General features: G+C 29.5%; 23 protein-coding genes. 4 read left to right on the forward strand and 19 right to left on the reverse strand.

The window, feature by feature from the left end; translation table 11 throughout:
• Positions 1-721 precede the first annotated feature (721 nt).
• On the forward strand, positions 722-2,140 hold the full coding sequence (locus tag ABNK64_RS02105; RefSeq protein ID WP_291255934.1) for an aspartate ammonia-lyase: 1,419 nt from the start codon (positions 722-724) through the stop codon (positions 2,138-2,140).
• Between the two features lie 106 nt (positions 2,141-2,246).
• On the opposite strand, the gene ABNK64_RS02110 is transcribed toward ABNK64_RS02105, so the two are convergent.
• Both ABNK64_RS02110 and ABNK64_RS02115 read right to left on the reverse strand, forming a co-directional pair.
• Positions 2,247-3,479, reverse strand: a complete 1,233-nt coding sequence (locus tag ABNK64_RS02110) for an aminopeptidase (protein WP_349763325.1) — start codon at positions 3,477-3,479, stop codon at positions 2,247-2,249.
• A 12-nt stretch (positions 3,480-3,491) separates the two neighbouring features.
• Positions 3,492-4,133 carry an esterase/lipase family protein gene (locus ABNK64_RS02115; protein ID WP_291256083.1) on the reverse strand — a complete coding sequence of 214 codons (642 nt, stop codon included), beginning with the start codon at positions 4,131-4,133 and terminating at the stop codon, positions 3,492-3,494.
• Positions 4,134-4,313: 180 nt separating this feature from the next.
• On the opposite strand from ABNK64_RS02115, the gene ABNK64_RS02120 reads away from it, so the two are divergent.
• The gene (locus ABNK64_RS02120) at positions 4,314-7,064 is read left to right on the forward strand and encodes a M16 family metallopeptidase (protein ID WP_349763326.1); all 2,751 of its coding nucleotides are present in this window, start codon (positions 4,314-4,316) and stop codon (positions 7,062-7,064) included.
• An 18-nt stretch (positions 7,065-7,082) separates the two neighbouring features.
• Positions 7,083-7,412: a DUF1904 domain-containing protein gene (locus tag ABNK64_RS02125; RefSeq protein ID WP_291256081.1), complete on the forward strand. Its 330-nt coding sequence runs from the start codon at positions 7,083-7,085 to the stop codon at positions 7,410-7,412.
• Between the two features lie 112 nt (positions 7,413-7,524).
• Here ABNK64_RS02125 and ABNK64_RS02130 read toward each other — a convergent pair whose 3' ends face one another.
• From ABNK64_RS02130 to celB, 10 genes are all read right to left on the reverse strand, one after another.
• A complete protein-coding gene (locus ABNK64_RS02130; RefSeq protein WP_349763327.1) occupies positions 7,525-9,129 on the reverse strand; it encodes a toxin-antitoxin system YwqK family antitoxin in 1,605 nt (534 codons plus the stop codon).
• A gap of 146 nt (positions 9,130-9,275) precedes the next feature.
• Positions 9,276-9,572, reverse strand: coding sequence for a hypothetical protein (locus ABNK64_RS02135; RefSeq protein ID WP_291256078.1), 297 nt, complete (start codon positions 9,570-9,572; stop codon positions 9,276-9,278).
• 14 nt (positions 9,573-9,586) lie between these two features.
• Entirely contained in the window at positions 9,587-10,342 is a 756-nt protein-coding gene (locus tag ABNK64_RS02140) for a hypothetical protein (protein WP_291256077.1), read from the reverse strand.
• Positions 10,343-10,352: 10 nt separating this feature from the next.
• Positions 10,353-12,548, reverse strand: a complete 2,196-nt coding sequence (locus ABNK64_RS02145) for a heavy metal translocating P-type ATPase (RefSeq protein WP_349763328.1) — start codon at positions 12,546-12,548, stop codon at positions 10,353-10,355.
• Between the two features lies 1 nt (position 12,549).
• Positions 12,550-12,936 carry an HMA2 domain-containing protein gene (locus tag ABNK64_RS02150; protein ID WP_291256088.1) on the reverse strand — a complete coding sequence of 129 codons (387 nt, stop codon included), beginning with the start codon at positions 12,934-12,936 and terminating at the stop codon, positions 12,550-12,552.
• Entirely contained in the window at positions 12,933-13,430 is a 498-nt protein-coding gene (locus ABNK64_RS02155) for an HMA2 domain-containing protein (RefSeq protein ID WP_349763329.1), read from the reverse strand. Before ABNK64_RS02155 ends, ABNK64_RS02150 begins: the two co-directional genes overlap by 4 nt.
• Positions 13,431-13,609: 179 nt before the next feature.
• A complete protein-coding gene (locus ABNK64_RS02160) occupies positions 13,610-13,954 on the reverse strand; it encodes a DUF2023 family protein (protein ID WP_291256074.1) in 345 nt (114 codons plus the stop codon).
• Between the two features lies 1 nt (position 13,955).
• Complete coding sequence (locus ABNK64_RS02165) at positions 13,956-14,432, reverse strand: flavodoxin (RefSeq protein ID WP_291256073.1); 477 nt, start codon at positions 14,430-14,432, stop codon at positions 13,956-13,958.
• Positions 14,433-14,595: 163 nt separating this feature from the next.
• Complete coding sequence (locus ABNK64_RS02170; RefSeq protein WP_349763330.1) at positions 14,596-14,910, reverse strand: PTS sugar transporter subunit IIB; 315 nt, start codon at positions 14,908-14,910, stop codon at positions 14,596-14,598.
• Between the two features lie 26 nt (positions 14,911-14,936).
• On the reverse strand, positions 14,937-16,226 hold the full coding sequence (gene celB / locus ABNK64_RS02175; RefSeq protein WP_300390115.1) for a PTS cellobiose transporter subunit IIC: 1,290 nt from the start codon (positions 16,224-16,226) through the stop codon (positions 14,937-14,939).
• Positions 16,227-16,460: 234 nt separating this feature from the next.
• Here celB and ABNK64_RS02180 point away from each other — a divergent pair, with 234 nt between their 5' ends.
• Complete coding sequence (locus ABNK64_RS02180; RefSeq protein ID WP_349763331.1) at positions 16,461-17,543, forward strand: replication initiation protein; 1,083 nt, start codon at positions 16,461-16,463, stop codon at positions 17,541-17,543.
• A 69-nt stretch (positions 17,544-17,612) separates the two neighbouring features.
• Here ABNK64_RS02180 and corA read toward each other — a convergent pair whose 3' ends face one another.
• From corA to polA, 7 genes are read right to left on the reverse strand one after another with little or no spacing between them, the layout of a single operon-like run.
• On the reverse strand, positions 17,613-18,680 hold the full coding sequence (corA, locus tag ABNK64_RS02185) for a magnesium/cobalt transporter CorA (protein ID WP_291256069.1): 1,068 nt from the start codon (positions 18,678-18,680) through the stop codon (positions 17,613-17,615).
• A gap of 20 nt (positions 18,681-18,700) precedes the next feature.
• The gene (locus ABNK64_RS02190; RefSeq protein ID WP_349763332.1) at positions 18,701-20,218 is read right to left on the reverse strand and encodes an Eco57I restriction-modification methylase domain-containing protein; all 1,518 of its coding nucleotides are present in this window, start codon (positions 20,216-20,218) and stop codon (positions 18,701-18,703) included.
• Positions 20,218-21,678, reverse strand: a complete 1,461-nt coding sequence (murJ, locus tag ABNK64_RS02195) for a murein biosynthesis integral membrane protein MurJ (protein WP_291256067.1) — start codon at positions 21,676-21,678, stop codon at positions 20,218-20,220. The genes ABNK64_RS02190 and murJ overlap by 1 nt, the downstream gene beginning before the upstream one ends.
• Before the next feature lie 11 nt (positions 21,679-21,689).
• Complete coding sequence (locus tag ABNK64_RS02200) at positions 21,690-22,367, reverse strand: segregation and condensation protein A (protein WP_291256066.1); 678 nt, start codon at positions 22,365-22,367, stop codon at positions 21,690-21,692.
• Positions 22,358-23,305, reverse strand: coding sequence for a bifunctional riboflavin kinase/FAD synthetase (locus ABNK64_RS02205; protein ID WP_300341042.1), 948 nt, complete (start codon positions 23,303-23,305; stop codon positions 22,358-22,360). Before ABNK64_RS02205 ends, ABNK64_RS02200 begins: the two co-directional genes overlap by 10 nt.
• Positions 23,306-23,307: 2 nt before the next feature.
• Positions 23,308-24,210, reverse strand: coding sequence for a DNA-binding protein WhiA (gene whiA / locus ABNK64_RS02210; RefSeq protein ID WP_291256064.1), 903 nt, complete (start codon positions 24,208-24,210; stop codon positions 23,308-23,310).
• Between the two features lie 16 nt (positions 24,211-24,226).
• Complete coding sequence (gene polA / locus ABNK64_RS02215; protein ID WP_349763333.1) at positions 24,227-26,938, reverse strand: DNA polymerase I; 2,712 nt, start codon at positions 26,936-26,938, stop codon at positions 24,227-24,229.
• Between the last annotated feature and the right edge of the window lie 30 nt (positions 26,939-26,968).

Consider the following 26,968-nt stretch of genomic DNA (forward strand, 5'->3'; position numbering starts at 1 on the left):
TTATAAGAGTTAAAAACATCACTAGAAAAGATCCTAATAGAGAAGGAAATATATCTGTCACTATTACTGGAGATAACTGTGTGGCTATTGAGCAACTTAAGATAGATAACTATGTCAATAAGATTTTACCAGTTGGTAAAAGAAACTTCCACGCTATATTCAATCACACTATTAAATCTCTAATTGATAAGAACGATATCTTGAAAATTAAAATTACAAGTAATATTGATATTTCAATTGAAGCAATTAAATTTTCTATATTTTCAGAATATCTAAACTAAATTTAAAACATAATTTTGGTAATTTTTATCCAAAATTATGTTTTTTTTATCTTCTCACATAAAATTTTGGTTATTATTTGATCTTTATTTTCGTTGAAATTATATTTGAAAATATTTTTTCACTATTTATAATTTTTATAATTCAATACTATTTTCTTTGAAAAAAGTTTTTTATTTTTCCCTTATTTGAAACAATATAAGCTATTTTTCAAACATTTTTTAAAAAATTTTTTTGATAATTTATTTTTATTTTATTGAAATTTTTCATTTTTATTTTTAAAATTATTAATTTTATATATTATTATTTAATGAATATATCCAACAATAATATTTTAATATATTTTTTGAAACTAAAATCATATTTTTCGGTTGAAAAAAGATCAAAATGAAAGTATGATAATAATATATAGGAAATTTTCTAAAAGTTGGAGGAGATTAGAATGGAAAAATATAGATTAGAAAGCGACTCAATTGGTACACTACAAGTTCCTGTTGATGCTTACTACGGAGTACAATCACTAAGAGGAAAAAATAATTTTCATATTACAGGGTATGGATTAAATGATACATTTATCACTGCACTTGCTTATGTTAAAAAAGCTACATCAAGAGCAAACTTTGAAGCTGGAGTTATCTCTGAAGATGTAGAAAGAGCAATGATACAAGCTGCTGAAGAGATTATTAGTGGAAAATTTAGAGATCAATTTATTACTGATGTTATCCAAGGTGGAGCTGGAACATCAATGAATATGAATATGAACGAAGTTATAGCTAATAGAGCTAATGAAATTTTAGGTGGAGAGTTAGGAAAATATGATAAATGTCACCCTAATGATCATGTTAACTATGGACAATCTACTAATGACGTTGTTCCTACTGCTGGTAAATTAACTGTTCAGCTTTTAATAAAAGATCTACTTGTTGATTTACAATATCTATATGATACTTTACAAGCTAAGGGAGATGAGTTTGATCATGTTATAAAAATGGGAAGAACACACCTTCAAGATGCTGTACCTATAAGACTAGGACAAGAGTTTAGAGCTTTCTCTCAACCTGTTCTTAGAGATATTAAAAGAATATCTGCTGCAGTTGAGGAGCTTACTTATGTTAATATGGGAGCTACTGCTGTTGGTACTGGTATCAATGCTGATGTGGAGTATGTTAAAAATGTTGTTAGAATACTTTCAGAAGTTACTGGATTTGATTTCAAACAATCTGCTGATCTTGTAGACGGAACTAGAAACCTTGATAGTTTTGTTTGGTTATCATCAGCACTAAAAACTTGTGCTGTTAACCTATCTAAAACAGCTAACGACATAAGACTTATGGCATCTGGACCAAAAGCTGGTCTTGCTGAGATACTACTTCCACAACAACAACCTGGTTCATCTATTATGCCTGGTAAGGTAAACCCTGTTATTCCAGAAGTTTTAAACCAAGTTTGTTTCCAAATTTTTGGTAATGACATCACTATTACAAAAGCTGCTGAAGCTGGACAATTAGAATTAAACGTTTTTGAACCTGTTTTATTCTTCAATATATTCCAATCAATAGAGATCCTAAAAAATGGTATAGTTACATTTATAGAAAACTGTTTAAAAGGTATATCAGCACAAGAAACTAACTGTAAATATTGGGTAGATAGAAGTGTTGGTATAATTACAGCATTAAACCCACATATTGGTTATAAAAATGCTGCTGAAATAGCTAAAGAATCTATAAAAACTGGTGTACCTGTTGCTGAGATTGTTTTACAGAGAGGATTATTATCAAAAGAGGATTTGGATATTATCTTAAATCCATTTGAGATGACAAAACCTGGAATACCTGGTAAATCTTTATTAAAGAAAAGATAATTTATAAAATAGTTAAGATATAGAAATAAGCTGTTGCAACTGGTGCAACAGCTTATTTTGAGTTATACACTCCCCTGCCAAGGAACTATATTATATTCCTTTTCTATTAAATAGTAAAGGCAAAATTTCCATCTTTCATTATTGTGATCTCATTTCCTTGAGAATCTACACCTATTATCTCCATATCCTCTGTTCCTATCATAAAGTCTTCGTGAACTAAAGAGATATTCATTCCTCTCTCTTTTAACTCCTCCTCAGAAAGATTTTCACTTCCCTCTATACACACTGGGTATGCACCACCTAAAGCTAAGTGACTTGAAGCATTTTCATCATATAAAGTATTATAGAAAATTTTTCTTGAATTAGATATTGGTGAGTTATACTCTACTAAGGCTACCTCTCCTAGATAACTCGAACTTTCATCTGTGTTTAATAATTTTCCTAAGATCTCCTCTCCCACTTCAGCTGAATACTCCACTACTTTTCCGTTTACAAATTTTAATCTAAATTGATTAATTGTATTGCCACCATAGATTAGAGGTTTACTACTAACCACTATACCATTTACTTTATCTCTATGTGGCATTGTAAATATCTCCTCAGTTGGAATATTCGCTACAAAATAAACTCCAGATTTCGACTCCTCTCCTCCACTTATCCATCTATGGTTCTCTGGCAATTCTATCTCTAAGTTTGTTCCCTTTGAATTTTTATAGATTAACTTTTTAAATTTTTTATCATTTAAAAATGCTGTTCTCTCTTTCAAGTTATTGAGATGTTTTTCCCACTCTAGTATTGGATTTTCTTTATCAGCTCTAACTATATTCAATATTAATTTCCATAGTTCTGACATTGCATACTCATCTTTTAACTCTGGGAAAACTCTATTTGCCCAAGCTTGTGTTGGTACAGAAACAACTGACCATTGATTACTATTTCCCATAACATTTTCATAATACTCTTTAAGAGCTATACTCTTAGCTTTTTGCTGTCTTGCTACTCTATCAGCATCAACATCTTTTAAAATATCTGGATCATTTGCATAGATACTTAGAAAGGCAGCCCCTTTTTTTCTATAGTACTCCAATGACTCCTTTTGCCAATCTGGAAAAATATCAAAAATTTCATCATCTCCATATAGATATCTATACTTTCCACATACCTCATCATTCCAATGCACAACAACTTCACCAGCACCCTGTTTATAGGCTTCATTTACAACCTGTCTAGTAAAATCATAAGTCTCAACTGGAGAGTTAACTACTAAAATCTGTCCTTTTTGTATATTTATCCCTTTTCTTATAATCAGTTCAACATAATTTTTAATCTCTTTTTCCATAATTAATCCCTCCTATTCAGTTCTAAAAACACCTTTTGAAATAAAATTATTTACATATCTTGCTGTTCCCATTTTTTTATGTATCTCTTTATGAATCAATGGGATTTTTAAAACTTCTTTGGCTTTTCCATACAGACACTCTTTATAATTTACTACTCCATCACTATACTCTCCTAACCATCTAGAGAATATTCCATATGGCTCTGTCCCAATTATTACTCCTACTTGTATTGACTCATCTAATTCAATACTATTCTTTTTATTTAAAAGTGCCAAGGGTTTAAATATTTTATCTAATAGTGGAAAAACTCTCTTCATTCTTCTGTGTATCACAGAATCCCTCAAAGGTGCTGCTATAAGTATTATCTTATCCACTATTCCTTTAACCTTCTCATCTTTTAAAGTACTAGCTATTAGTTTTCCCCCAAGATCATATCCCACTAAAACAATCTCCTCTTTTTCACTAAGCCCACTATATTTTAAATCTAATAAAAAGTTTTTTAACATCTCTTGAGAAAACTTTATATCTGGAAATGTCAATGGAAAATTTAGATTTTCAACTCTATATCCCAATAATTCAAGGTGTTCTTGAAGAGGTATCATATCTCTATAACTTTGATTAAATCCGTGTATTAAAACAACTCTAAAATTCATCTTCTCTCCCTTCAAAATATATATTCTTCATTCTAATTATATCATTTTTATAAAAATATCTCTAGAAATTTTATTCTATAATCTGCATATAGTTTACTTTGGAATATCTTAATAGCTTTCTATTTTAAAATATGTTAAAATATTTTAGAAATAAATACTACAACAAATTAGGAGGAAGCTATGAAATTTTTAAGAAATTTTATAATTTTTATTTTATTTTTAAGTTTTTCTTTACTCAGTTTTGCTATACAATTAGAAGATAGTAAAAACTTAGTTTCAGGAAAATTAGAAAATGGTATACACTACTATATCTATAAAAATAGCAAACCAGAGAACAAAGCACTATTAAATTTAGTTGTTAAAACAGGTTCATTAATGGAAGAGGACAACGAACAGGGAATAGCACACTTCATGGAGCATATGGCATTTAATGGTACTAATAAATTTGAAAAAAATGAATTGATTAAATATCTACAATCTATTGGTTTGAGCTTTGGTGGAGATTTGAATGCCTATACATCTTTTGATAGAACAGTCTATAAACTTCTTGTTCCCACTACTCCTAAAGAGTTGGAAAATGGTTTTGAAGTACTAAGAGAGTGGGCAAGTGAAGCTACTTTAGACTCTCAAGAGGTAGAAAATGAGAAAAAAATTGTAATTGAGGAATGGAGATTGAGTCAAGGCTTGGAGCAACGTCTTGGAGATGTCCAAAAAAAAGCTATTTTTGAAGGCTCAAGATACTATGACAGATTCCCAATTGGTCTACCTAAAATAATCAATGGAGCTAACAGAGAGCTACTTAAAGGTTTTTATCAAAAATGGTATCAGCCTGAGAATATATCTGTTGTAGCAGTTGGTGATTTTGATGTAAAAAAGGTAGAAGAGTACATAAAAAAATATTTTAACTACAATAGTATGGTTAAAGGTTCTATTCCTAAAGAGTATGAGATTAAAGATTTAAAAAATAAATTCATAACTTTCTCTGATGATGAGATAAGATATAATTCATTCTCTATTACAAAAATTTTAGATAGAGATGTCATCAATAGTGAAGAATCAATGAAAAAATTTATTGTTGATCAACTTCTTTTTAATATTATTAACACAAGATTATCCAATCTTCAAAAAAATAGTAATACTCCACTTTTGGAATCTATAGTCTACAAATATGATATTAGTAACTCTAGAGATATTTTTACCTCTGCCACTGTGATAAAAAATGATAGACTTGAAGAGGGAATTACACTATTTAATCAGTTTTTCAAATCTATCTCTAAAAATGGTGTCACTGAATATGAGCTTCAGTTAGAAAAAGAAAATCTTTTAAATAACTATAAAAATATCTTAGCCAATAAAGATAGTATCACTCATGATAACTACGCTGACTCTTTAGTTGAGCATATTATGTCTGATGAAAGTTTTTTAGATATTGATCAAGAGTTTGCTATCTACTCTAAATTACTTGACTCAATTAATATCTCTGAATTAAATAGTAGAGCAAGTGAGATTTTTCAAAAAGATTCTCTTTACTTTTTAACAACTAGTACTGAGCAGGGAAAAATTGATGATATAGCCCTAAAAAATATTATAAATAGTAGTAAGTCATCTAAAGAAAACTTTGATTTTTCCATACAACCAGTTAAACTTCTACCAATAGAAACAACTGCTGGAACAATAACTAAACAAAATAGTGGGGAGTATACTCTTTCAAATGGTATCAAAGTCTATAGTAAAAAAACTGACTTTGATAAGGACAAAATTTTAATTAAACTATTTAAAAAAGAGGGGAGCTCTAATGAGGATTACTCTGGATTTATAAACTCTCTTATTGCACCTATGGTAATTGAAAGATCTGGAGTAGGAAATCTTAATCCTAAAGATATTGAGACTTTTATGAAAGGAAAAAATTTCTCTATCTCCTCTTATATCAACGACTATGAACAAGGATTTTTAATTACAACAGATAGAGCTAATCTTGAAACAGCACTTGAATATATGAACTACTTAATATACCAACCTAAGGTTGATGACACAATCTATAGTAACTCTCTTGAAGAGCTAAAAGAGAGTATTTTAAGTAGAAATAACTCGCCAAGAGCTGTATATAGAGATGAGATTAATAAACTTTACAGTGGTAATAACCCTAGAAGAGCACCTTTAACTCTTAAAGATCTCAATTATCTAAGCAAGGATAATCTTTTAAAAGAGTACAAGAAAAAATTTAGTAATTTTTCTGATTATAATCTAATTGTGGTAGGTTCATTTGATACATTAACTTTAGAAGATAATCTGAAAAAATTTGTTGCCTCTCTTCCTAGTAAAAAGGAGTCTAACACTGTAAAACCATTGGATTTAAATATTCCTAAGGACATTGTAAAAAAAGATATTATTAAAGGTGTAGATAAAAAAGCAACTGTCACTCTGATCTTTCCATATAACTCTCAATATGGTTATTTTGAAAAGACTCTTTACAATGGATTTTCACAGATCTTGGATATAGCTCTTATTGAGGAGATCAGAGAAAAAATTGGTGGTGTTTACTCTATCTCATCAAAAACTCTACTATCACCTAATTACTATGGAGAAAACAAGATGATTATTGCATATAGTTGTGACACCTCAAGAGTTGATGAGATAAAAGATGCTGTTTTTAAAACTTTAAATAATCTACTATACAAAGATATTGATAATAAAAAGATTAATAGTGTTGTAAAAAACTATGAATTATCGTATAATACAGAGGTAAAAGAGAATTATTTCTGGTTTAACTATCTATATCAAGATATAACTGTTCCAAATTATAAGATTGCTACTCCAACTGAGTATAAAACTCTTATGAATAGAGAGAATCTATGGAAAGTCAATAGAGAAGCAATCAATTTAAACAACTATATTGATGTAACTTTAATTCCTGAAAAGGAAAATTTATAAATATTATTAGGAGGATATATGCCACATTTAAAAATTAGAGGTATGGCTAAAGAGCCAATTATTGAAAACAGCAAGGAGCTTATAGATGGACTTACTGACATAGTAAAATGCGATAGAACTTGGTTCACTATTGAGCATATTGACACTGAATATATTTTTGATGGAAAGATTGTTGAAGGATATACTTTTGTTGAACTTTTCTGGTTTGAAAGAACACCAGAAGTTAAAAAACAGGTTGCTGATTTTATAACTAAATTCATCAAAAAAATCAATGGAAATAAGGATTGTTGTGTAATTTTCTTCCCATTACAAGGAGAAAACTACTGTGACAATGGAGAGTTCTTCTAAGAGCAATACAAAATTATTTACACTCTCTAGATTATAAAAAGAAGTTGATTAGCTTTTCTGTTAATCAACTTCTTAATTTTATACACTCTTTTGATATCTCACCTATATATCTCTATCTCTTCTCATAAGTTAATTTACCATCTAAAGAGTAAGCTCTAGCCTCAATCTCTTTTCCGTTTTTATACAGATACTCTTCACTAACTTTTCCATTTGTATAGTAATATCTCTGTAATCCATCTCTTTTTCCATCTAGATAGTTCTCCTCTGAAACTATCATTCCATCAACATAATTTACCCATTTTCCATCTTTTTCATTATTTTTATAGAAACCTTTTTCAGAAACCCTATTCTTTGTATCATACATTATATAATTTCCATCTAAAATACCATTTTTAAACTCTGTTTCCTTTTTAAAATATGATTTTCTTGAAAAATCTGTTGGAATATAGTTGATTATTTTTCCGTCTAACTCTCCATTTTCATTATAGCTATAGATATCTACATTTTTTCCAACTTCATCATATCTCCTCCACTCACCACTTCTAAATCCATTTACATAGATACCCAGTGTCACTATCTTACCATCTCTACTGTACTCTTTATACTCACCATTAAGTAGATTGTTTCTATAATTTTCCTCACTTAAAATTTTTCCATCTGAATAGTAATTTTCAACTTTTCCCTCTTTTTGACCTCTGATATAATTAATTTTTCTTAAAAGTTCTCCATTCTCATTATAAATATTGACATATCCATCTAGATATCCATCTCTATAATTTCCATTTTCTTTTATATTTCCATTCTCATAGTAATTTGAGTAGACTCCATTCAAAACTCCCTCTTGGTAGTTTTCCTCTGAAATCAACTTTCTAGCTCTATTGTATCTTTTCCATACCCCTGCTTTCTTATTATTTACAAAGTTTCCCTCTAGCTCCAAACCACCATTATAGTTGTTTAAATAGTAATATCCCTCTCTCATATCATTTTTATACTCCACCTCGGATAATACTCTTCCACCTATATACTCTATACTTTTCCCCTCTTTTTTCCCTAAATTATAGTTTATTTCAACCTCTTTTTGTCCACTACTATTATATCTTATAAATTTTTTATCCAACTTATCTGAATTATACTCTCCAGCTATCTTTACATTTCCGTTCTCATAGTTTTCATAAAACTTTCCATTCTTTATTCCACTGTCATAATTTATCTCTTTAGCTATAATTCCATTTGGATAATATTGAGCTTCCTTTCCATTTTTTAATCCATTTATATAGTTTATCTCTCTCTTTATCTTTCCATTACTATAGTACTCTATCTCTCGCCCATCTTTTAATCCATCTATATAATTTTTTTCACTTTTTACAGTTCCATCACTATAGTATTCATACTCCACTCCATTTTTTTTATATGCCTTCACTACTTTCTTTGGCTTAGTAACATTATTCTCTCTTTGAGCCTCTTTTTTCATCTCCAGTATTTTTTTATGTTTTTCTGGAATAACATCACCATTACTTATCTTATCTAACTTTTTATTAAGTTCGGCTACAACTCCACCTACTTCTTTCCTTATTTTTAAAATTTCACTACTTTTTTCCTCAACTTTTATCTTCCCACCCATTGATTTTATTCCAAAGTATACGATTCCTGATACAAATACCACTATTAACACTATTATTATAATTGCTAACCCAAAATCTTTTTTTCTATCTCTCATACTGCTTCTCCCTTAATATGTTATATTTAATTATACAACACTATATTTAAATAAGAAAAGAAAATTTTTATATAATTTATATAAAAAAAGAGATACTATTTTCTAAAATTTAGAAAAATAGTATCTCTCAATTCAACCTTTTATAACTATTTTGCTTCTGCTATTTCACAAGCTTCACAAGTAGCTCCATTTAATTCTCTTTCAGCTAATATATCTTCAATATGCTCTTTTGTTTCTGTTAAAGCTTCTACAGACATATCCTCATAGTTTACAGTATCACAAGTTTTGATATTGATTCCTTGAGTTCTTAAGAAAGCATCTACCTTTGCTTTATTTTTTTTGTATAGGTAGTATCCTGCTACTGTTACTCCTATTCCTACTGCTGCTCCCACTACATGAGCTTTTGTTACATTTCCATTTCCACCAAATCCAAATCCGAACATGGCTATACCTCCTATTATTTATTTATTGTTATATACTTTTCTGTACTTTTTGATGTATTTTTATGTTTTCTAAAAAATATGTGATAAATTAAATCTCCTATATTATCTATACTATTGTCTTCAGATACATTGGCTATATAGTAGTCTTTATCTTCCTGTTTATTTTTTATTCTAAAAAATTTAACCTCTTTAGCTTCATTATTTGTCGAGATTAGGTGTCTACCAAATGTTGTTAACCAAATCATAGCTACTATTGAAAGTTTTGGAGTATTTAAAAATGATTTTATCAAATACATAGCTGGTAAAATCTCTAAATCAAATACACCTTTTCTATTTGTCTCAATACAAGCATGTTCTAATATTGCTGCTGAAGTTAAAGATATAGAAAACCAGTTCATTATATTCTGTAATCTATTATCTCCCTTATTCCATAACATATTGATTCCTGACATTACAATAGATGCTCCTGAATAGATTGCAAAACTCTCTATGGCTTTTTGCTCCACTCCATCTAATAGTTTTATTGGCATCATTCCATTTTCAATGGAAAAAGCTGTCAATATCTTATAGATAATCTCCTGCAAATTTATTTTTTCAGGATTAAAAGTTGCTACTACACTCTTAGTAACTGGACTGTATCTTAATTCTATACATTCGTTATCCTTAGTAACATTATATTTAAATGTCTCAAAACATTTAATTGGTTCAGATAATTTTAATCTGACTCTGTTAGGTAACTTATGTATCAATGTTACATTGAGTTTTTTCATCAATCTCTCCTTAATTTTTTAATTTATATTTTAAAAGTTTTAAAGAATTTCCTACAACTAATATTGTTGTCATATTGTGCATAACAGAACTATATATTGCTGGTAATATTCCTGTAGCACCTAATACTAATGCAAATGAGTTAATACCAATTGCCATTGCAAAGTTTTCTTTTATTGTTTTTACAGTTTTTTTAGATAGTCCAATTACCTCTGGTACCAATAGTGGATCATCTTTTGTAATTGTTATATCTGCTGCCTCCATAGCCACATCAGTTCTAGTACTTCCCAATGCCACTCCTATATTTGCATATGAAAGAGCTGGTGCATCATTTATTCCATCTCCTATCATTATTACATTGCTTCCTCTAGATTGAAGTGCCAATATGTTCTTAGCCTTATCCTCTGGTAATAACTCTGACTCATAACTATCTATTGACATTCTTGATGCTATTGTTTGAGCTTGTTGTTCCAAGTCTCCAGTCAATAATACTATCTCGTCAATTCCCTGTCCTCTAAGTCTATTAATTGTCTTCTTAATATTCTCTCTAGGTGGGTCAGTAACACCTATAAGTCCTATTAATTTGCTATCTTTTGCTATATAGATAAGAATTTCTCCTCTACCTAAAATTACCTTTACCTCATCGTTAAACTCTTCAGTAGAGATTCCATTCTCCTCCATAAATTTCTTACTACCAACTCTAACTATACTCTCTTCAATTGTAGTCTCTATTCCTCTAGCAACAATAACTTTATTCTCACTATGAGTAGGTATCTCAAGTCCTCTATCCTTTATCTCATTTAAAATTGCTACTGCCAATGGATGTGTTGAAGTCTCTTCTGCTGCTGCTGCATAAGTTAACATTCTATTTTCAGTTAACTCTTTATCTAAAACTTTTATTGTCTGTACACTAGGTCTACCCTCTGTTATTGTTCCAGTCTTATCAAAAATTATTGTATCTGCTTTAGATATCTCTTCAATATAGTTACTTCCCTTGATTAAGATTCCATTTTTTGCCGCTGTATTTATTGCTGCAGAAAAAGCTGCTGCTGTTGATAATCTTATTCCACAAGAGTAATCTATCACAAGCATACTCATTGCTTTTTGAATATTTTTAGTTGTTCCATAAACTATTGCAGCCAACAAGAAGTTTAATGGTATTAGTTGTGCCGAAAAATTATCAGCATAGTTTTGTATCTGTGCCTTATTAAAATTAGCATCTTCAACTAATTTTATAATTCTCGAAACTGTTCTTTCATCTCCTACTTTTTCAGCTTCTATTGTTATATTTCCATTTTTTATAATAGTTCCAGCAAATACATTTTCTCCAACCTTTTTAGTTATAGGCATATATTCACCTGTTATAGAAGACTGATCTATATAAGCTTCACCTTTTATAATAGTTCCATCAACACTTATCTTTTCTCCTGTTTGAACTACTATCTTATCTCCCTTATCAATCTCTTCTATTGCTACTTTTTGGATACTACCATTTTCCATTACCTTCCATACATAGTTTTCTCCAACACTTAGCATATCTTTTATAGCCCCTCTTGTTTTCTTCATTGTATAAACAGTCAGAAGCTCTGCAAACTCTTCCATTATCATAATTGTTAAAGCTGTTTTCTCTTTTCCTAAAAGTAAGCTACTTATTATAGCACTTGAACTCAGTGTATCTGCATTTGGTCTCTTATTTTTTATTAAGCTTCCCAATCCATTAGATATTACTGGAGCTGCTAGTGACATCACTCCAAGAGTATTAGGATTTAAAAATCTTCTTATTCCAGCTACTGGTGTTAGAGGTGCTTTCTTAAAAAAGTTATAAACTAACATTACACTGGCAGCACCTATTTTTTTGATAATCTCCTCTGGCGACTCCTCTTGTAATTTTCTCTCAATTACAATATTTTTACTGCTCTCTGTTCTCTCATTTCTATAAATCTCAACAAGATATACATTCAAAGTATTTTGGATAAGAGATATTAAGTTGTCATCAGTGACACTTATGTCATCAAAATATATTACTACTGTTCCTGTCACTGCACTTATTTTTGCACTCTCTATATATCTTACCTGCTCTAGCTGTTTCTCTATTTCATTTTTTAATCTTCCCAAGAATTTTAAAGCTCTAGATTTTATACGAACCCTTCCTCTTATCTTATGTATTACTTCACAATATAAAAGATGACTATTAGTTCTTCCTTTCATACTATCTTCCTTTCTTTAATTCTTTATAAAGAATCTCATAAAATTTATCTAGATTTTCCTCTATCTCTTTCACAGACATATTTTTGTACACATCTTCATTATCAACTATTTTCTTCCATACAAAATTTAACCACTCAACTATCTTCTTTTCATTAGTCAGTTGTGGATTATATTTTACAAGAATCTTACTTGTAACATATGAGTAAGTTATCTCCTCAATTCCATTTTCTAACTTTATTATACTAGTTGTATAGTGTTCATATTTTTTCATATCCTCAGGTACCTTATCCAATCCTGGAATCTGTAGTCTCAGTCTTCCTGGTATGCTATGTACAACCTTTATCTTATTAAAATATAGAAATGCTGTTTTTAAAAGACCGTTCACTATTTTCCTCCTCCTTTAGATACTATATTAAATCCCCACCATAGTAGATTAACTCCATTAGGCATTATTGGATTTTGTCTTACTTTTTTTATTCCATTAATTATAAATAAAAGAGCGATTACACTTTTTAGATCCAATATTCCTTTTGTTTTATTGTAGATTGCAAAATCTACACTTTCAACAATCTCCTTCATTCCAGAAAATATTTTTCCCTCTCTTTTAGTGAATACTTCCTCTTCTAAATCTAAAATATTTAAGATTGCTCCAATCAAAGTTAATGGTTCAACTAGATTCTCGTCAAACTTTACAAGAATACTCCCCACCAAAGGATTTACAGATAGACTTTCAATCCCATTCAGTCCTACTAATCTGTTTTTTAACTCTTGACTCTTCTCTTCATCTCCTATCAGAGAGTTTACTTTAAGTCTTATCCTTCCCTTGATATAGTGCTGTATTTCCAGTATTCCATAGAAATCTGGGAGCATTTTTTTATTCATTTAATCACCCTCTATTTATAATTTATACCCATTTGATTTATTTTTTTAGTATACACCTTTTTTTATAATAATTCAAGATTTTTCAAAAAAATTATTTTGAATAATATTTAATTGTTTTGTAATCTTTATATATATTTTGACTATCAAAAAAATAAAGCAGTGTTCAACTGCTTTATTTTTTAACTCACTTTTTTTCTATTAATATATCTTTTACACTGCTGTTGTACATTATATCCTAACAAAACCCCAAGTATAAAGTCTTCCTCTGGTGAAAAATCTCTTAAAGAGTTCTTCTTAAATCTCTTTAAAACATCTATACACTCCTTTGTTCCGAAAAAGACATTCACATATCCAGATTTTAAATTCTCAAGGATATATTCATAGTTGCACTTACTTAACCTATCTTTTATCAATTCAAAATTTTCTGTAGTAGTTGTTAAAAGAGCTAAACTTCTAAGTCCTTTATTCAGTTCATACATCATATGAAAAAATACCCCAAGTTCATTTCTCTTTTGTTCACTCATTTTATTTTACCTTCTCAACCCAAGCATTTATTCTCTCATCTGTTAGATCGCTCTGATTGTTATCATCTATTACAAGACCTACAAACTCATCATCTACTACTGCTTTTGAACCACCAAAAGAATATCCATCAGTTGATGTTTTTCCTACTAAATTAATTCCCATATCTTTTATCTCTTCATAAATAGTTCCTATTCCATCTACGAATGTATCTCCAAATCCCTCTTGGTCTCCTACTCCGATAAGTGCTACTTTTTTACCTGTTAAATTTTTAGTTTTTAATTTATCTAAAGCATCAAACCACTCATCTTGTAGATCTCCCATTCCCCAAGTAGATGTTGCAAAAATAACAAATTCAAATTCTTCAACTTTATCAATCTCACTAGCTGGAAAAACCTCTGCTCCTAATAATTCTCCTACTTTTCCTGCTACCATTTCAGTTGTTCCTGTTGTACTTCCAAAGAAAATTGCTGTTTTCATCCTATTCCTCCTTGTATTATCTTGTTGAATTAATTATACTCTCTTTTATTTTGTTTGTCAAATTATTTTTATAAAAAATATTAATTAAATCTTATAAACTAGGATTTATAAATAAAAAAGCTATACCTCCATTGAAGGTATAGCTCATAACCTACTCTATCACTTAGTTACTCTCTTTTATTAATTTTATAGCTTGTGATAAAACTTTTTTACCATCCATTGTTCCATAATCTTTAGTATCAATTACAGCTATTTTCTTTCCATATTGATCTGCTATTTTTTGAAAGTCATTTAATTTGAACTTAACTTGTGGTCCTAATAAAACTACATCATAATTTTGTATCTCAACTTCAAATCTATCTATTCCTGTAGCATTTATCTCCACTGGAACATTATGCTCTTCAGCCACTTTTCTCATCTTATTTACCATTAAACTTGTTGACATCCCTGCAGAACAACACAATAAAATTCTTTTCATCTCTGTACTCCTCCATTAACTTTAAATTATAATTCTAAATCTAAATCTTCCTCTTGTGGTTTTGCTTCCATCTCTAAAGCTTTTCTATCTAATACCTTTAAGAATGGTAACCAGATAATAAATACTATAAAACAGTTTACAATTTGTAACACTCCACCCATAACTGAGTTTGTTGCTAATACTCCACTAAAGAATACTGGTACTGTCCAAGGAACTATTACTCCTGTTGGTATTGGTGCTAATCCAACTGCCATCATTATATATGTGAATATCACAACAACTATTGGAGCTAATAACCAAGGTACAAATACTAGTGGATTCATTACTATAGGTAATCCAAATGTAATTGGTTCATTTACGTTAAATATTGCTGAAGGTCCTGCTAATTTACCTAATTCCTTCAATTGTCTACTCTTTACAACAAATAATAGTGCAAATACAACTGCGATTGTCATTCCTGTTCCACCTAATCCAACTGTATATGTCTCTATAAATTGCTTAGTTATAATGTTTGGTAACTCTTTTCCTGCTTGATATGCCTCAAGGTTTTGTAGTGATAATGTATTCCAAACAGGGTCTAGTACTGAGTTAACTATTGTCTGTCCATGTAATCCAAAGAACCAAAGTAATTGTATTAAAATTATTGCAATTACTGTTGCTATTAATCCTCCACCTAACTTAACCATTGGAGTTTGAATTACTACAAATATAAAGTCATGTATATTTTCAAATGGTGTTAATGAGAATATTATTCTAACTATTAAGAATACTGCCAATGTCACAAATCCTGGAACTAAAGCTGAGAATGATTTTGCTACTGCTGGTGGAACACTATCTGGCATCTTTATTGTCCAACCTTTTTGTACAGCTCTTCTATATATCTCTGCTGAAGCAAATCCTACTAACATACCTACGAACATCCCTTTAGCTCCCAATCTATCTAATGAGATTCCTCCATTTTGTAGTGGAGTAACTAAAAAGAAAGCTGAAACTCCAATTGCTGATCCAAATATTCCCTCTATATTGTAAGATGATGTCAAATAATATCCAATACCCATTACTACAAAGACTGTCATCATTAACATACTACTCTCTGCTGCTGGTGCTAATGCTCCCTTTAAAATTGCAAGTTTATCATCACTCATTAATAAGTTTAAAAATGGTAAGTTCGCAATTACTATAAATATTGATCCAAATATTGTCAAAGGAAATGATAACATAAATGAATCTCTTAACACATTTAAATATTTACTCTGTCCTAACTTTTCTGCTATTGGTAGCAAGTATTTCTCTAAAAAATACATAACTTTATCCATATAAACTTCCTCCTAAAAATATTATTTGTTTCTTCACAACCTATTATTACATTTTTTTGTAAATGTGTCAAATTTTAATATTTTTAGTTTTGTTTTCGTTGATTTTAACTTTTTTACTTGCTTTTACACTGTAAATATAGTATTATTAATTAGATATTGAAAATATTTTTTTCTAATTTTCGTCTAATTTAATAAAAAATATATAAAAAAAATTTAATTTTTTTGGAGAGAGCTATGAATATTAATTTTGAAATTATACCTAAATATATAAAGTCTGAATATTTTATTATAAATTTAATTATTGATGATCTTTTAAAAAATAAAAATCTACTCTATACTTTTGATGAACTTAATATTCCTGAACTAAAAGGTAGCCATTTCCTATTTTTAGAGAGATTTATAAAGAAGGGATTTTCATACTCATTCAAAGAGGAAGCTGGAGTATTTATGCCTATCGAATCCTTCTCTTTAAAAGATAACCATATTGAGTTTAATCTAACTAAAATATTTAAAGAAGCTATTCTTGAACAAAACAGTTTAAGAGTATTGGACTTAAAATATATTTTAAAATTTGAAGAGAGTTTCTCCAAATACTTTTACTATAATTTTGTAATCAATACTGAAAATGAAAAAAATATTGTTATACCATTGGAGGAGTTAAAAAAAATATTGGGTTTGAAGGAGTATGAACGTTTTTATGATTTTGAATTAAATATCCTTAAAAAATTAAAGAAAGAGATTGATCTAAAAACAAACTATCTATTGGAGTACAATAAGATAAAGAGTGGAGAGTTTAAAAATAATAAGGTAATTGCTATTGAATTTTTTATAAATACTAAAAGATCTAAAGCTAAACTTGAAGAGACTAATGAACTGATGTCTATATTGGCTACTCATATTAAAGATTTTAAGATGTGCTATGATCTTCTCTATAACTCTCTTAATTATATTGATTTTAAAGAGTTAAAGTCTTCAATACAATATATTTTAAAAAATCATAATAAAGAGAGTAGTATTGAAGATGAGTTAAAAATCTTTATTGAGAATAAATCTAAGTTAAGTCAGTATGAAAAAATTGATAGTTTCTATGCTTCCTGCCTCAATCCTCTAAAGTTTCAAAATTTTCTATATAAAAAACTCACACAGATGGTCAATCTAGAAGTTTTAAATACCAATGTTTCCTCTACAAAATTTCTAAAGGTACTATACTTTGCTAAAGAGGGAGAACAACTATTCTTTGAAGATGGTCCTATTACAATTGCCATTAAATACTCTAAAAAAGCTGAAAGTTTTTTTGAAATATATAAAAAAATCTAAAAACTATTATAAATTCTCACTAAAAAAGGAAAAAAGTCTCTCCAACTTTTTTCCTTTAATTTTATTGATCTATAACCATTTTTTCTTTTTAAAGTATGCTAACATTGCTAAAACTAATATTAACATTACAGCTAAAACTATAAAATATCCATATCTACTCTGTAATTCTGGCATATATTCAAAGTTCATTCCATATAGACTTGCCAAGAAACTCAAAGGCATAAATATTGTAGATATAATTGCTAGAATTTGCATAATCTCATTCATTCCATTACTAATAGTTGAATGATATAATTGAATTAGCTCCGTTACTCTACTGTTTAAAATATCCAATGTGTCGTGAACTATTATACCATGGTCAGATAGGTCAGTCAGATATATCTTCATATCCTCATTTAAATATTCAGCTACACTGTTTGTTTGCAATCTTGTAATCAACTCTCTTATCGGTCCAATCGTTCTCTTCAATGTAGTTACCTTCTGTTTCAATGTTATGATTGCTTGTAAATCCTCTCTTTCAGAGTCATTAATTACTTTTGATTCCAATCTATCTATCTCTATCTCAACTTCATCAAGTATCATAAAATAGTTGTCAACTATTGTATCTAATATAGCATATGTCAGATAACCAACACTTCTCTTTCTCATTCTTGAGTTTGGAGCTTCTATCCTTGCTCTAATAGAGTCAAATACATCTCCAGGTGTTTCTTGGAAAGTGATAAGATAATCTTCACCAACTATGAAAGAAACCTGTTCATAACTTATATCTTTAGATATTAGATTAAGCTTTAACATCTTCATAACTATGAAAAGATACTCATCTCTCTCCTCTACTTTTGCCCTCTGTGTACTATTAACTAGGTCTTCCATTACCAAGTTATCCAACTCAAATAGTTTTCCAATCTTTTTTATAAGAGGTATATCGTGAATTCCATCTATATTTATCCAAGTTATTCCCTTAAAATCTACTTTTAAATTACTCAAATCACTTCTTTCATCAAAAAGTTCTCTCTTAATGACACTGTCGTTATATGCCATTACATCTATATTTATTCTATGTTGTGGATTTTCTCCTGTATAAATTATACTTCCTGGTGGCAATCCTACTTTTTTCTTTCTGTTTGATGAATCATTCATCTTCTAATTCACCTCTCTTATTATTCAAATATCTTTATAAAATAATTATCTATCTCCTCTTGTATCTCACTCTTGTAACTCTTTATCTGCTCTTTTACAAGTTTTTCTATATACTCTATCTCAGCACTCTCCTGTGGATAATATATAGGTGTCTCCTTCAGTGGTGTTGAATAAAACTCATAGTTTTTTCCTTTGGTCTTTCCATTGTATTTAAACCACTTTAAAAAAGAGCTTGAATTCATATATCCCAAGATATAAAACAAGTTTATACTCTCATCTTTAGCTGTTATAAAGTAGATATCAGCACTTCCATAAAACTCACCTTCATCATATGAAAATTGATTAGTTTTACATCTTTGTCTCACTAGAATCTTAGGTTTTAAAAATATCTCTTCATCTCTAGCCCATTGAAGTTGCCACCACTTTATTTGATTTTCCTGTACCTCTCTTCTCTGAGAAAGTTTATCATAATATATTTTCAAATAATTTTCCAATTTGTTATCTAGATTACTTTTTCTATCTAGATAAAGAATCCAAAAACTATTTTTATTATTTTTGTACATTCCAACATCTTTATTTTTATAAAATGGTTTTAAATTCTCTTTAAACTCATCATTGAACTCATCAAAAACAAAGGCTTTATCAAATCCAGATACTATCCCTTGGTTTATATTTACTATATCCCCCAATGTAAAATTGGATACTCTTTTTACTCTTTCATTGTACTCTCTACTCTCTCTATCTGCCAAGATTATTTTTGAATTTTCATCATAAATATCTCTACTCTCTATGGAAAATCTCTTTTCTGGTAGTATTATATCAACTTTACCCTGTTCTAAATTCTCTCTTCTCCAAGTAAAAATAATATTGTGTTGTCCTTTAGCCTTTGAAAAAAGAGAGTTATCATAAAAAACTATATCTTTAAAATTTCCATTTATTTTTAGAGCTTCTCTCAATTTTTTTCCACTATCTGCCTTAAGCCAGTAGTTAGTTGTTAGATATATTAAAACACCATTCTCTTCAAGATTTTCTACTGCTCTCTCTATAAAAAAGTAGAAAAAATCCATTTTGCCTTCATAATATTTTTTTCCAAATTCTGTATTTTTTATATTCTGAAAAACCTCTTTATTATTCTTTTCTCCTAAGTAGGGAGGATTTCCCAAAATTACATTAAATTTTTCCTCTACAAATAATCCATTTTGAACTTTTAGTTTGACCTCACCGTCTAATGAATAATCTTTTAATAGTTCTTTTATCTTGAGGTTAGCAACTTTTATAGCTTCTTCATTGATATCATAACCTGTTATCCAATTTTCATTATAAATATATCTACCTGTCATCTCTTTAGATATGAGTATCAACTCTTCTAAAGCAGGAATAATTAAATTCCCACTTCCACAAGAGAGATCACATATTTTAATTTCCATCAATTTTTCTAAAGTTTTTCCATTTTCAAAATATAGGTTTAACCCCTTTTTTACCATTTCTTTAGCTATCTCGTTAGGAGTATACACTTTATAATTATACTGTTTTTCCATTAAAACACTTCCAATTTATTTTTTAATAAACTTTTTGCCCAAAATAGCATATATACACCTGAGAAAACTAGTAGTTTCAAGATTGTATTATCTATTTTGTAACTACATAATAATGAAATTGCAGTTACTACCAAAGTTTTTAAGAAAAATACATAGGATTTTTTTAAACTAAAATTGATATATTTTTTTCTAAATACAGTGACAAGAAGTAGAAAGTTAACAGCTGAAGCTATTGAAGTTGATAGTGCTAGTCCTCTGTATTCCATTATATCTATCAACAAGAAATTTAAAACTATATTTATAACTATGGAAATTATTGAAAACTTTACTGGATAGGTACTATTTTTCACACTATAAAAAGCTCTTGTCATCAGATAAATAGCTGTATAGAAATACAATCCTATAGAGTAATAGATCAATGCTTGAGATGTTACTCTCACAGCCTCTTCTCCAAATTTTCCATATGAAAGAGTTAACCTAATCACCTCTGGAGCGTAGAAAGTAAGTACAGCTGTTGAAGGAATAATCAAAAATAACAGTATATTCAATCCCTTAACTATATTGTCTGTAGCCTCTTTCAAATTATTCTTTGACATAGCCTTAGATAGTGCTGGAAATATTACTGTTGAAATTGAAACACCGAAGACACCAACAGGTAATAGGTATAATCTAGTAGCATTTTCTAAAGCAGATACTCCCCCCTCTGCTAAGTATGAGGCAAACATCTGGTCCACTATTGTATTTACCTGTCTAGCTACAATCCCAACCAACATTGGACAGATCATTATAAAAATTTTCTTTAAATATGGATCTTTCCAATCTATCTTTAATGAGTAACCTCTAACAATCTTAAAAAAAGATGGCAATACAACTAAAAACTGCAATAGTCCACCTACTACAACTCCATATGCTAGAGCATCTATTCCATAGGTTTTTCCAAAATACATAGATGCTAAAATAATTGCTAAATTGAAAAAGATAGATGTGGATGCTGGAATAGCAAACTGTTTAAAGTTATTCAATATTGCACATATCATTCCTGACAAACTTATAAAAATAAAGTAAATTGACATTATTTTCAGAAGTTTGGAAGCTATTATCTTAGTTTCATCTGGAAAACCACTCACTATTCCCAAAATTATCTGATCTGAAAATACTATCATCAATATAGTTATTATTGTACTGAACACAAATAAAAGATTTATTACTGAGAAGATAAACTGTTTGCTTCTCTCCTCTCCTTCACTTTCAACTTTCTCATTATACAGTGGAATAAAGGAACTTCCCAAAGCTCCCTCTCCCAAAAGTTGTCTAAAAAAATTACTAATTTTGAACGCACTAAAAAAAGCATCTGTCATTGCTGATGCTCCAAAATAGTAAGCTATTATTCCAGCTCTTACCAAGCCTAAAACTCTACTTACCATTGTGATTATCATAACTAGAAGTCCACTTCTAAACATAAAACTCCTTTCTACCCTTTTATTCTTATTACCATTTCTCCCTCAATCAAAACTTTTCCCTCTTTGTACAGTTCTAAGAGTGATAAAAATATATATACTAAATGCATCTTTCCCTCTGCTTCAGAAAAAATCGAATCAAAGGTTCTATTCTGTGAGTAAAGTTTCAAGTATAATTTATCCATCTCATCTTTTAGAGTGTATTTTTTCTCCAACTCCAACTCTAAATACTCACTCTCTTGTTTTTCAAAATACCTCTTATAGGCAGAGTACAGATCACTTGCCTGTAGTTTTGAGATATCATACTCTTTAGGAGCTTTTTTTATTATCTTTCTACTTTCACCTCTAGTATACGATATGTTGTACTCATTTTCCATCTCTCCCATTTTGACAGCTATCTCTTTAAATAGTTTATAGTCTTCTAATCTTCTTTTTAACTCTTTCTCTTTATTTTCCTCTTCATTTATAGATAATAGAGTTGAAGCCTTTATCTCTAACAACTCCGAAGCTGTTACTAAGAATTCAACTTTTATATGTAAATTCTCCTCTTGGGCATTTTTTAATATTCCTAAATATTCATCTATAATTTGTGAAATTTTTATCTCTGAGATTTTTAGTTTTTTCTTATCTATTAAATGTAAAAGTAAATCTAATGGTCCCTCAAAATTATCTATTTTTAATACTATATCCATTTTCTCTCTCTTATCTTTTCAGTCCAAACTTTTACATCATTACCAATGACTCTTTTTAACTCTTCAATTGAATCAAACTTCTTCTCTTCTCTCAAGTACTCTAAAAGTTCCACAGCTATTATTTTTCCATATATAAACTCATCAAAATCTAAAATATTCACTTCAACACTTTTCTCTCCAGGTTTTAATGTAGGATTTACACCGATATTTACAACACCATATCTATAAAAATCCTCACCCTCTATCTTAACTCTTGCTCCATATATCCCATTTTTAGGATAAACTCTCTTTGCCATCTTAACATTAGCTGTCGGAAATCCCAACTCTCTAGCTATTTTCTTACCGTGCACTACCTCACCTAATATTAAGAAGCTATGTCCTAAATATCTGTTAACCTCTGATATATCTCTATGTTCCACCTCTTTTCTAAGAAATGTGGAGCTTACAAGCTGTTCATCTAGATATATTGCTGGGATCTCATTGACAACTATACCTCTTTCCTCTCCCAATCTTATCAAATCTTTAGTGTTGGATTTTCCACCCTCACCAAAAGAGAAGTTAAATCCTACAAAGATCTCCTTACTCCCCACTTTTTCCTTTAATATATCCACAAACTCTTCAGCTTTTAAGTCTGCAAACTCCTTTGAAAACTCCTGTAAAACTATACAATTCACTCCCATATCTTCTAATATATACACTTTTTCATCAATAGTATTTATATTTTTAGGAGCTTTTTTGCTATTTATAAGCTCCATTGGGTGGCTAGAAAATGTAAAAACTACTGCTTGTCCTCCATTTTTCTTAGCTCTATCTATTGCCATTTTTATAAGTTGTTGATGTCCATAGTGTACACCATCAAAAGTTCCTATTGCCACATAGCTATTTTCCAATTTTTCCTTTAATTCTAGTATATTTTTTACTATTTTTATTTTGCTCATACTTATTCCTCAATCTCTTCATTTTTTAGATTATTGTAAATTTCCTCTATTCTCCTAAATCTATTTCTAACTCCAGATTTTGAAATCCCTATCATTTCAGCTATCTCTTGAAGAGAGCTCTCTGGATTTTTTAATCTCACATATGCAATCTCTTCCAAAACAGGGCTAAGAGAGTTTAGCCCCATCTCCTTATCTATAAGTTTTATCATTTTTATCTGGTTATTCCCAGTATTTAAAGTCTTAGTTTCATTGGCTACTTCCCAGTTCATCTCTCTTATAGTCTTATTTTTTAAGTCTTTTATCATTGTAGTCTCTTCATATTTAAAGAAAGATTGAATAGAACCTATCATAACCATTATATCCATAATATCCTCTGAGTTTCTTATATAGACTAAAGGTTTGTTTCTTTTTAAAGTTTTAAATACCTTTTTCTTTTTAGAAAAAAGTATATTATAAAACTTATCTGCAGTCTCCTCATCATCCATAAAAAAATCTAGAGCATACTCCTTCTGTGGATCTTTTATATAACCGCAAGAGAGAAATATCCCCCTTATAAACCCCTTAAGTATCTCCTCACTTGCCAAAATCAATTTTTCACTAAAACTTCTCATTGTTTCAGTAAAATCTCTATATCCTCTCTGCTTAGGAATAAGTATTATATATACATTATGCTCTCCTAATCTCTTTGAAATAGAGTATTTAATCTCTATTCTTAAATCTGTTACCTCTTTTATGAATTTATAAACTCTTTTTGCAAGTGACAAATTTTCTAATCTCAACTCTATCTTATCTTTATGAAAGGCATTTTTACTAAAAAATATAGCAGAAAGTTCAGCCTTTTTCTCAATCTCTGTCACTAATTCATTCTCTAGTATCTCTTGTTTTACATTATAGGTGTAAGACATCTCTCCTCCTATCTTACTACTTTGTTTCAGCCCAATTTACTCCAATATTAGTATTTATCTCCAATGGAACACTATCAAATTTTACTGTTGTTCTCATTATTCTCTCGATCTCTTCTCTATAAGTCTCAACCTTATCTTTTTCAATTTCAAATATCAATTCGTCATGAACTTGTAAAAGTAGTGATATTCCCTCTTTATCTTTTAAGTATCTATATAATTCAATCATAACTTTTTTTATTATCTCAGCAGCAGTTCCTTGAATTACACTATTAACTGCCATTCTTTCAGCTTGGTTTCTTATATTTTTATTTTTAGAGTTAATTCCTTCGATTATTCTTCTTCTTCCAAAATATGTTTCAGTATAGCCATTTTTCTCTGTAAACTCTATTATCCCTCTTTCAAACTCCTTTACCTTAGGATATTGATTAAAGTATCTATCTATATACTCCCCAGCTTCCTTTTGATTTATTCCCAATTCTTTGGCCAATCCAAAAGCTGTCTTTCCATATATTATGCTAAAGTTTATAGTCTTAGCTATGGTTCTCTGCTCTCTTGAAACTTCCTCATCATCACCCAATTCAAATATTCTTCTAGCTGTTAAACTGTGTAAGTCCATATTATTTTGATAAGCAGATCTCAAATTCTCATCTTTACACATCTGTGCCAATACTCTTAACTCTATCTGTGAATAATCTATTCCCATTAAAACACTATCTTTTCCAGCTACAAACCCCTGTCTAATCTTTATTCCCTCATCACTTTTTACAGGAATATTTTGTAAATTTGGATCTGAAGATGAAAGTCTACCTGTTGTTGTTCCAATTTGATTGAAAGTAGTGTGTATTCTATCATCTTTATCTCTCAATTTTGGAATTGCATCTACATAGGTATTTTTTAATTTTGTTAGCTTTCTATATTCCAATATATATTTGGCTATACTTGCCCCATCAGCTTTTAACTTTTCCAAAACCTCTTCATCTGTAGAAAGTCCTGTTTTTGTTTTCTTTACAGGTGGAAGATTCAATTTGAAGAAAAGTATCTCTCCTAACTGCTTTGGTGAATTGATATTAAACTCCTCATCAGCCTCTCTATAGATCTCTTTTTGTAATTTTTCTATAGCTAAGGCTAACTCCTCACCATATTTTGAGAAATAATCTGGATCTATTTTTATCCCCTTTATTTCCATAGCTGAAAGTATTGAAATCAATGGCATCTCTACCTCTTTTAATATTCCCATTAAATTTTTTGATTCCAATTCCTCTTTTAAAGAGTCATAACACTCTAATAACCCCATAGTTCTTTGACATAGATATTTTCCAAGCTCTTCCTTAGCTAGATTTTCTGGCTTTTCTTTTCCAAACTTTTCCACATAGTTATCCAATTGTACACCTGTTAACTGCTCTATAGGTATATCTATGCTCTCTTTTGTTTGTGAGCTAATCAAGTGGTAAGCTAGCATTAAATCCATCTCACACTTATCAATCTTAATCCCATTATTTAAAAGATTTTTTAAGTTATAAGTTATAACTTCTCCATTGAAACTATTAAAAAACTCATTGATATCCTCTATTTTAAGAGAGTTATCACTCTTCGGTACAAACTCTGTAAATAAAGATATATTCTCACCTAAAACACTGTCATTTTTTAAAGGGTAGTAATAATCTCCATCATATGAACTCATTGCTACTCCATTCTCTGTGTAGTAGATAGAGATAAGATTTTTCTCTTTCATCTCTGATTTAAAACTCTTAAAATCTTCTTTATTTTCCAATAGTTTGAAATTTCTCTCTTGAGATACTCTCTGAATCTTTTCACTACTCTCTTCTACACTATCCTCTGTACTTTCAAGTCCCATCTTTTTGATCAGAGCTTTAAACTCTAAAACTTTAAAAAGTTCATATAACTTTTCATTATCTATTCCATAAGTTAAACTCTCTAAGTTAAACTCCAAAGGAACATCTTGGCATATTATTGCCAACTCTCTACTCATAAAAGCTATATCTCTATCCTCTTTTAAATTAGCTATCAATGCTTTCCCTATTCCTGGAATTTCAGTAAGAGAATCTATATTTTCATATATTCCCTCTAAATCTCCATACTTTTCCAACATTGGTATAGCTTTTTTAGGTCCAATTTTTCTAACTCCAGGAATACCATCACTGGAATCTCCTATCAATCCAAAAAGATCTGGAATCTTATGAGAAGGTACACCTAAATAATTGATGACATCTTCATCATCTCTTATTATTTTAAATCTCTCTCCTCCCTCTCCTTTACCAAGTAATGCTACATTTATATTTGAATCTATTATCTGTGACAGGTCCTTATCTCCAGTCACCACATAAACCTCTACCCCTTGAGCTGAAAGATTCTTTGCAAGAGTTCCTAAAACATCATCAGCTTCATACCCATCAATTTTGAATCTTGAGATATTGTAACAATCTAGTAACTCCTCTATTCTTGGTATTTGAAGTATTAAATCTTCAGGGGCAGCTTCTCTTTGTGCTTTATAATCACTATATAACTCACTTCTTTTTAGAGAGGCTCTTTTCACGTCAAAAGCAGCTCCTATATAATCAGGGGCAAACTCTTTTATTATACTCATTAAAGTATTTATAAATCCATATATAGCTCCTGTAGGTTCTGTCTTAGTTCGAAAATTCATATTGGCAAAATATGCTCTATACATTATTGCACTTACATCTAAAAGTACAGCTTTTTTCTTCATTTTTCCCTCCCTATTCTCTTCATTTTACTG

Origin of the sequence: Fusobacterium sp. SYSU M8D902 (assembly GCF_040199715.1) — a bacterium.
In the GTDB taxonomy this organism is placed as follows: Bacteria; Fusobacteriota; Fusobacteriia; order Fusobacteriales; family Fusobacteriaceae; genus Fusobacterium_A.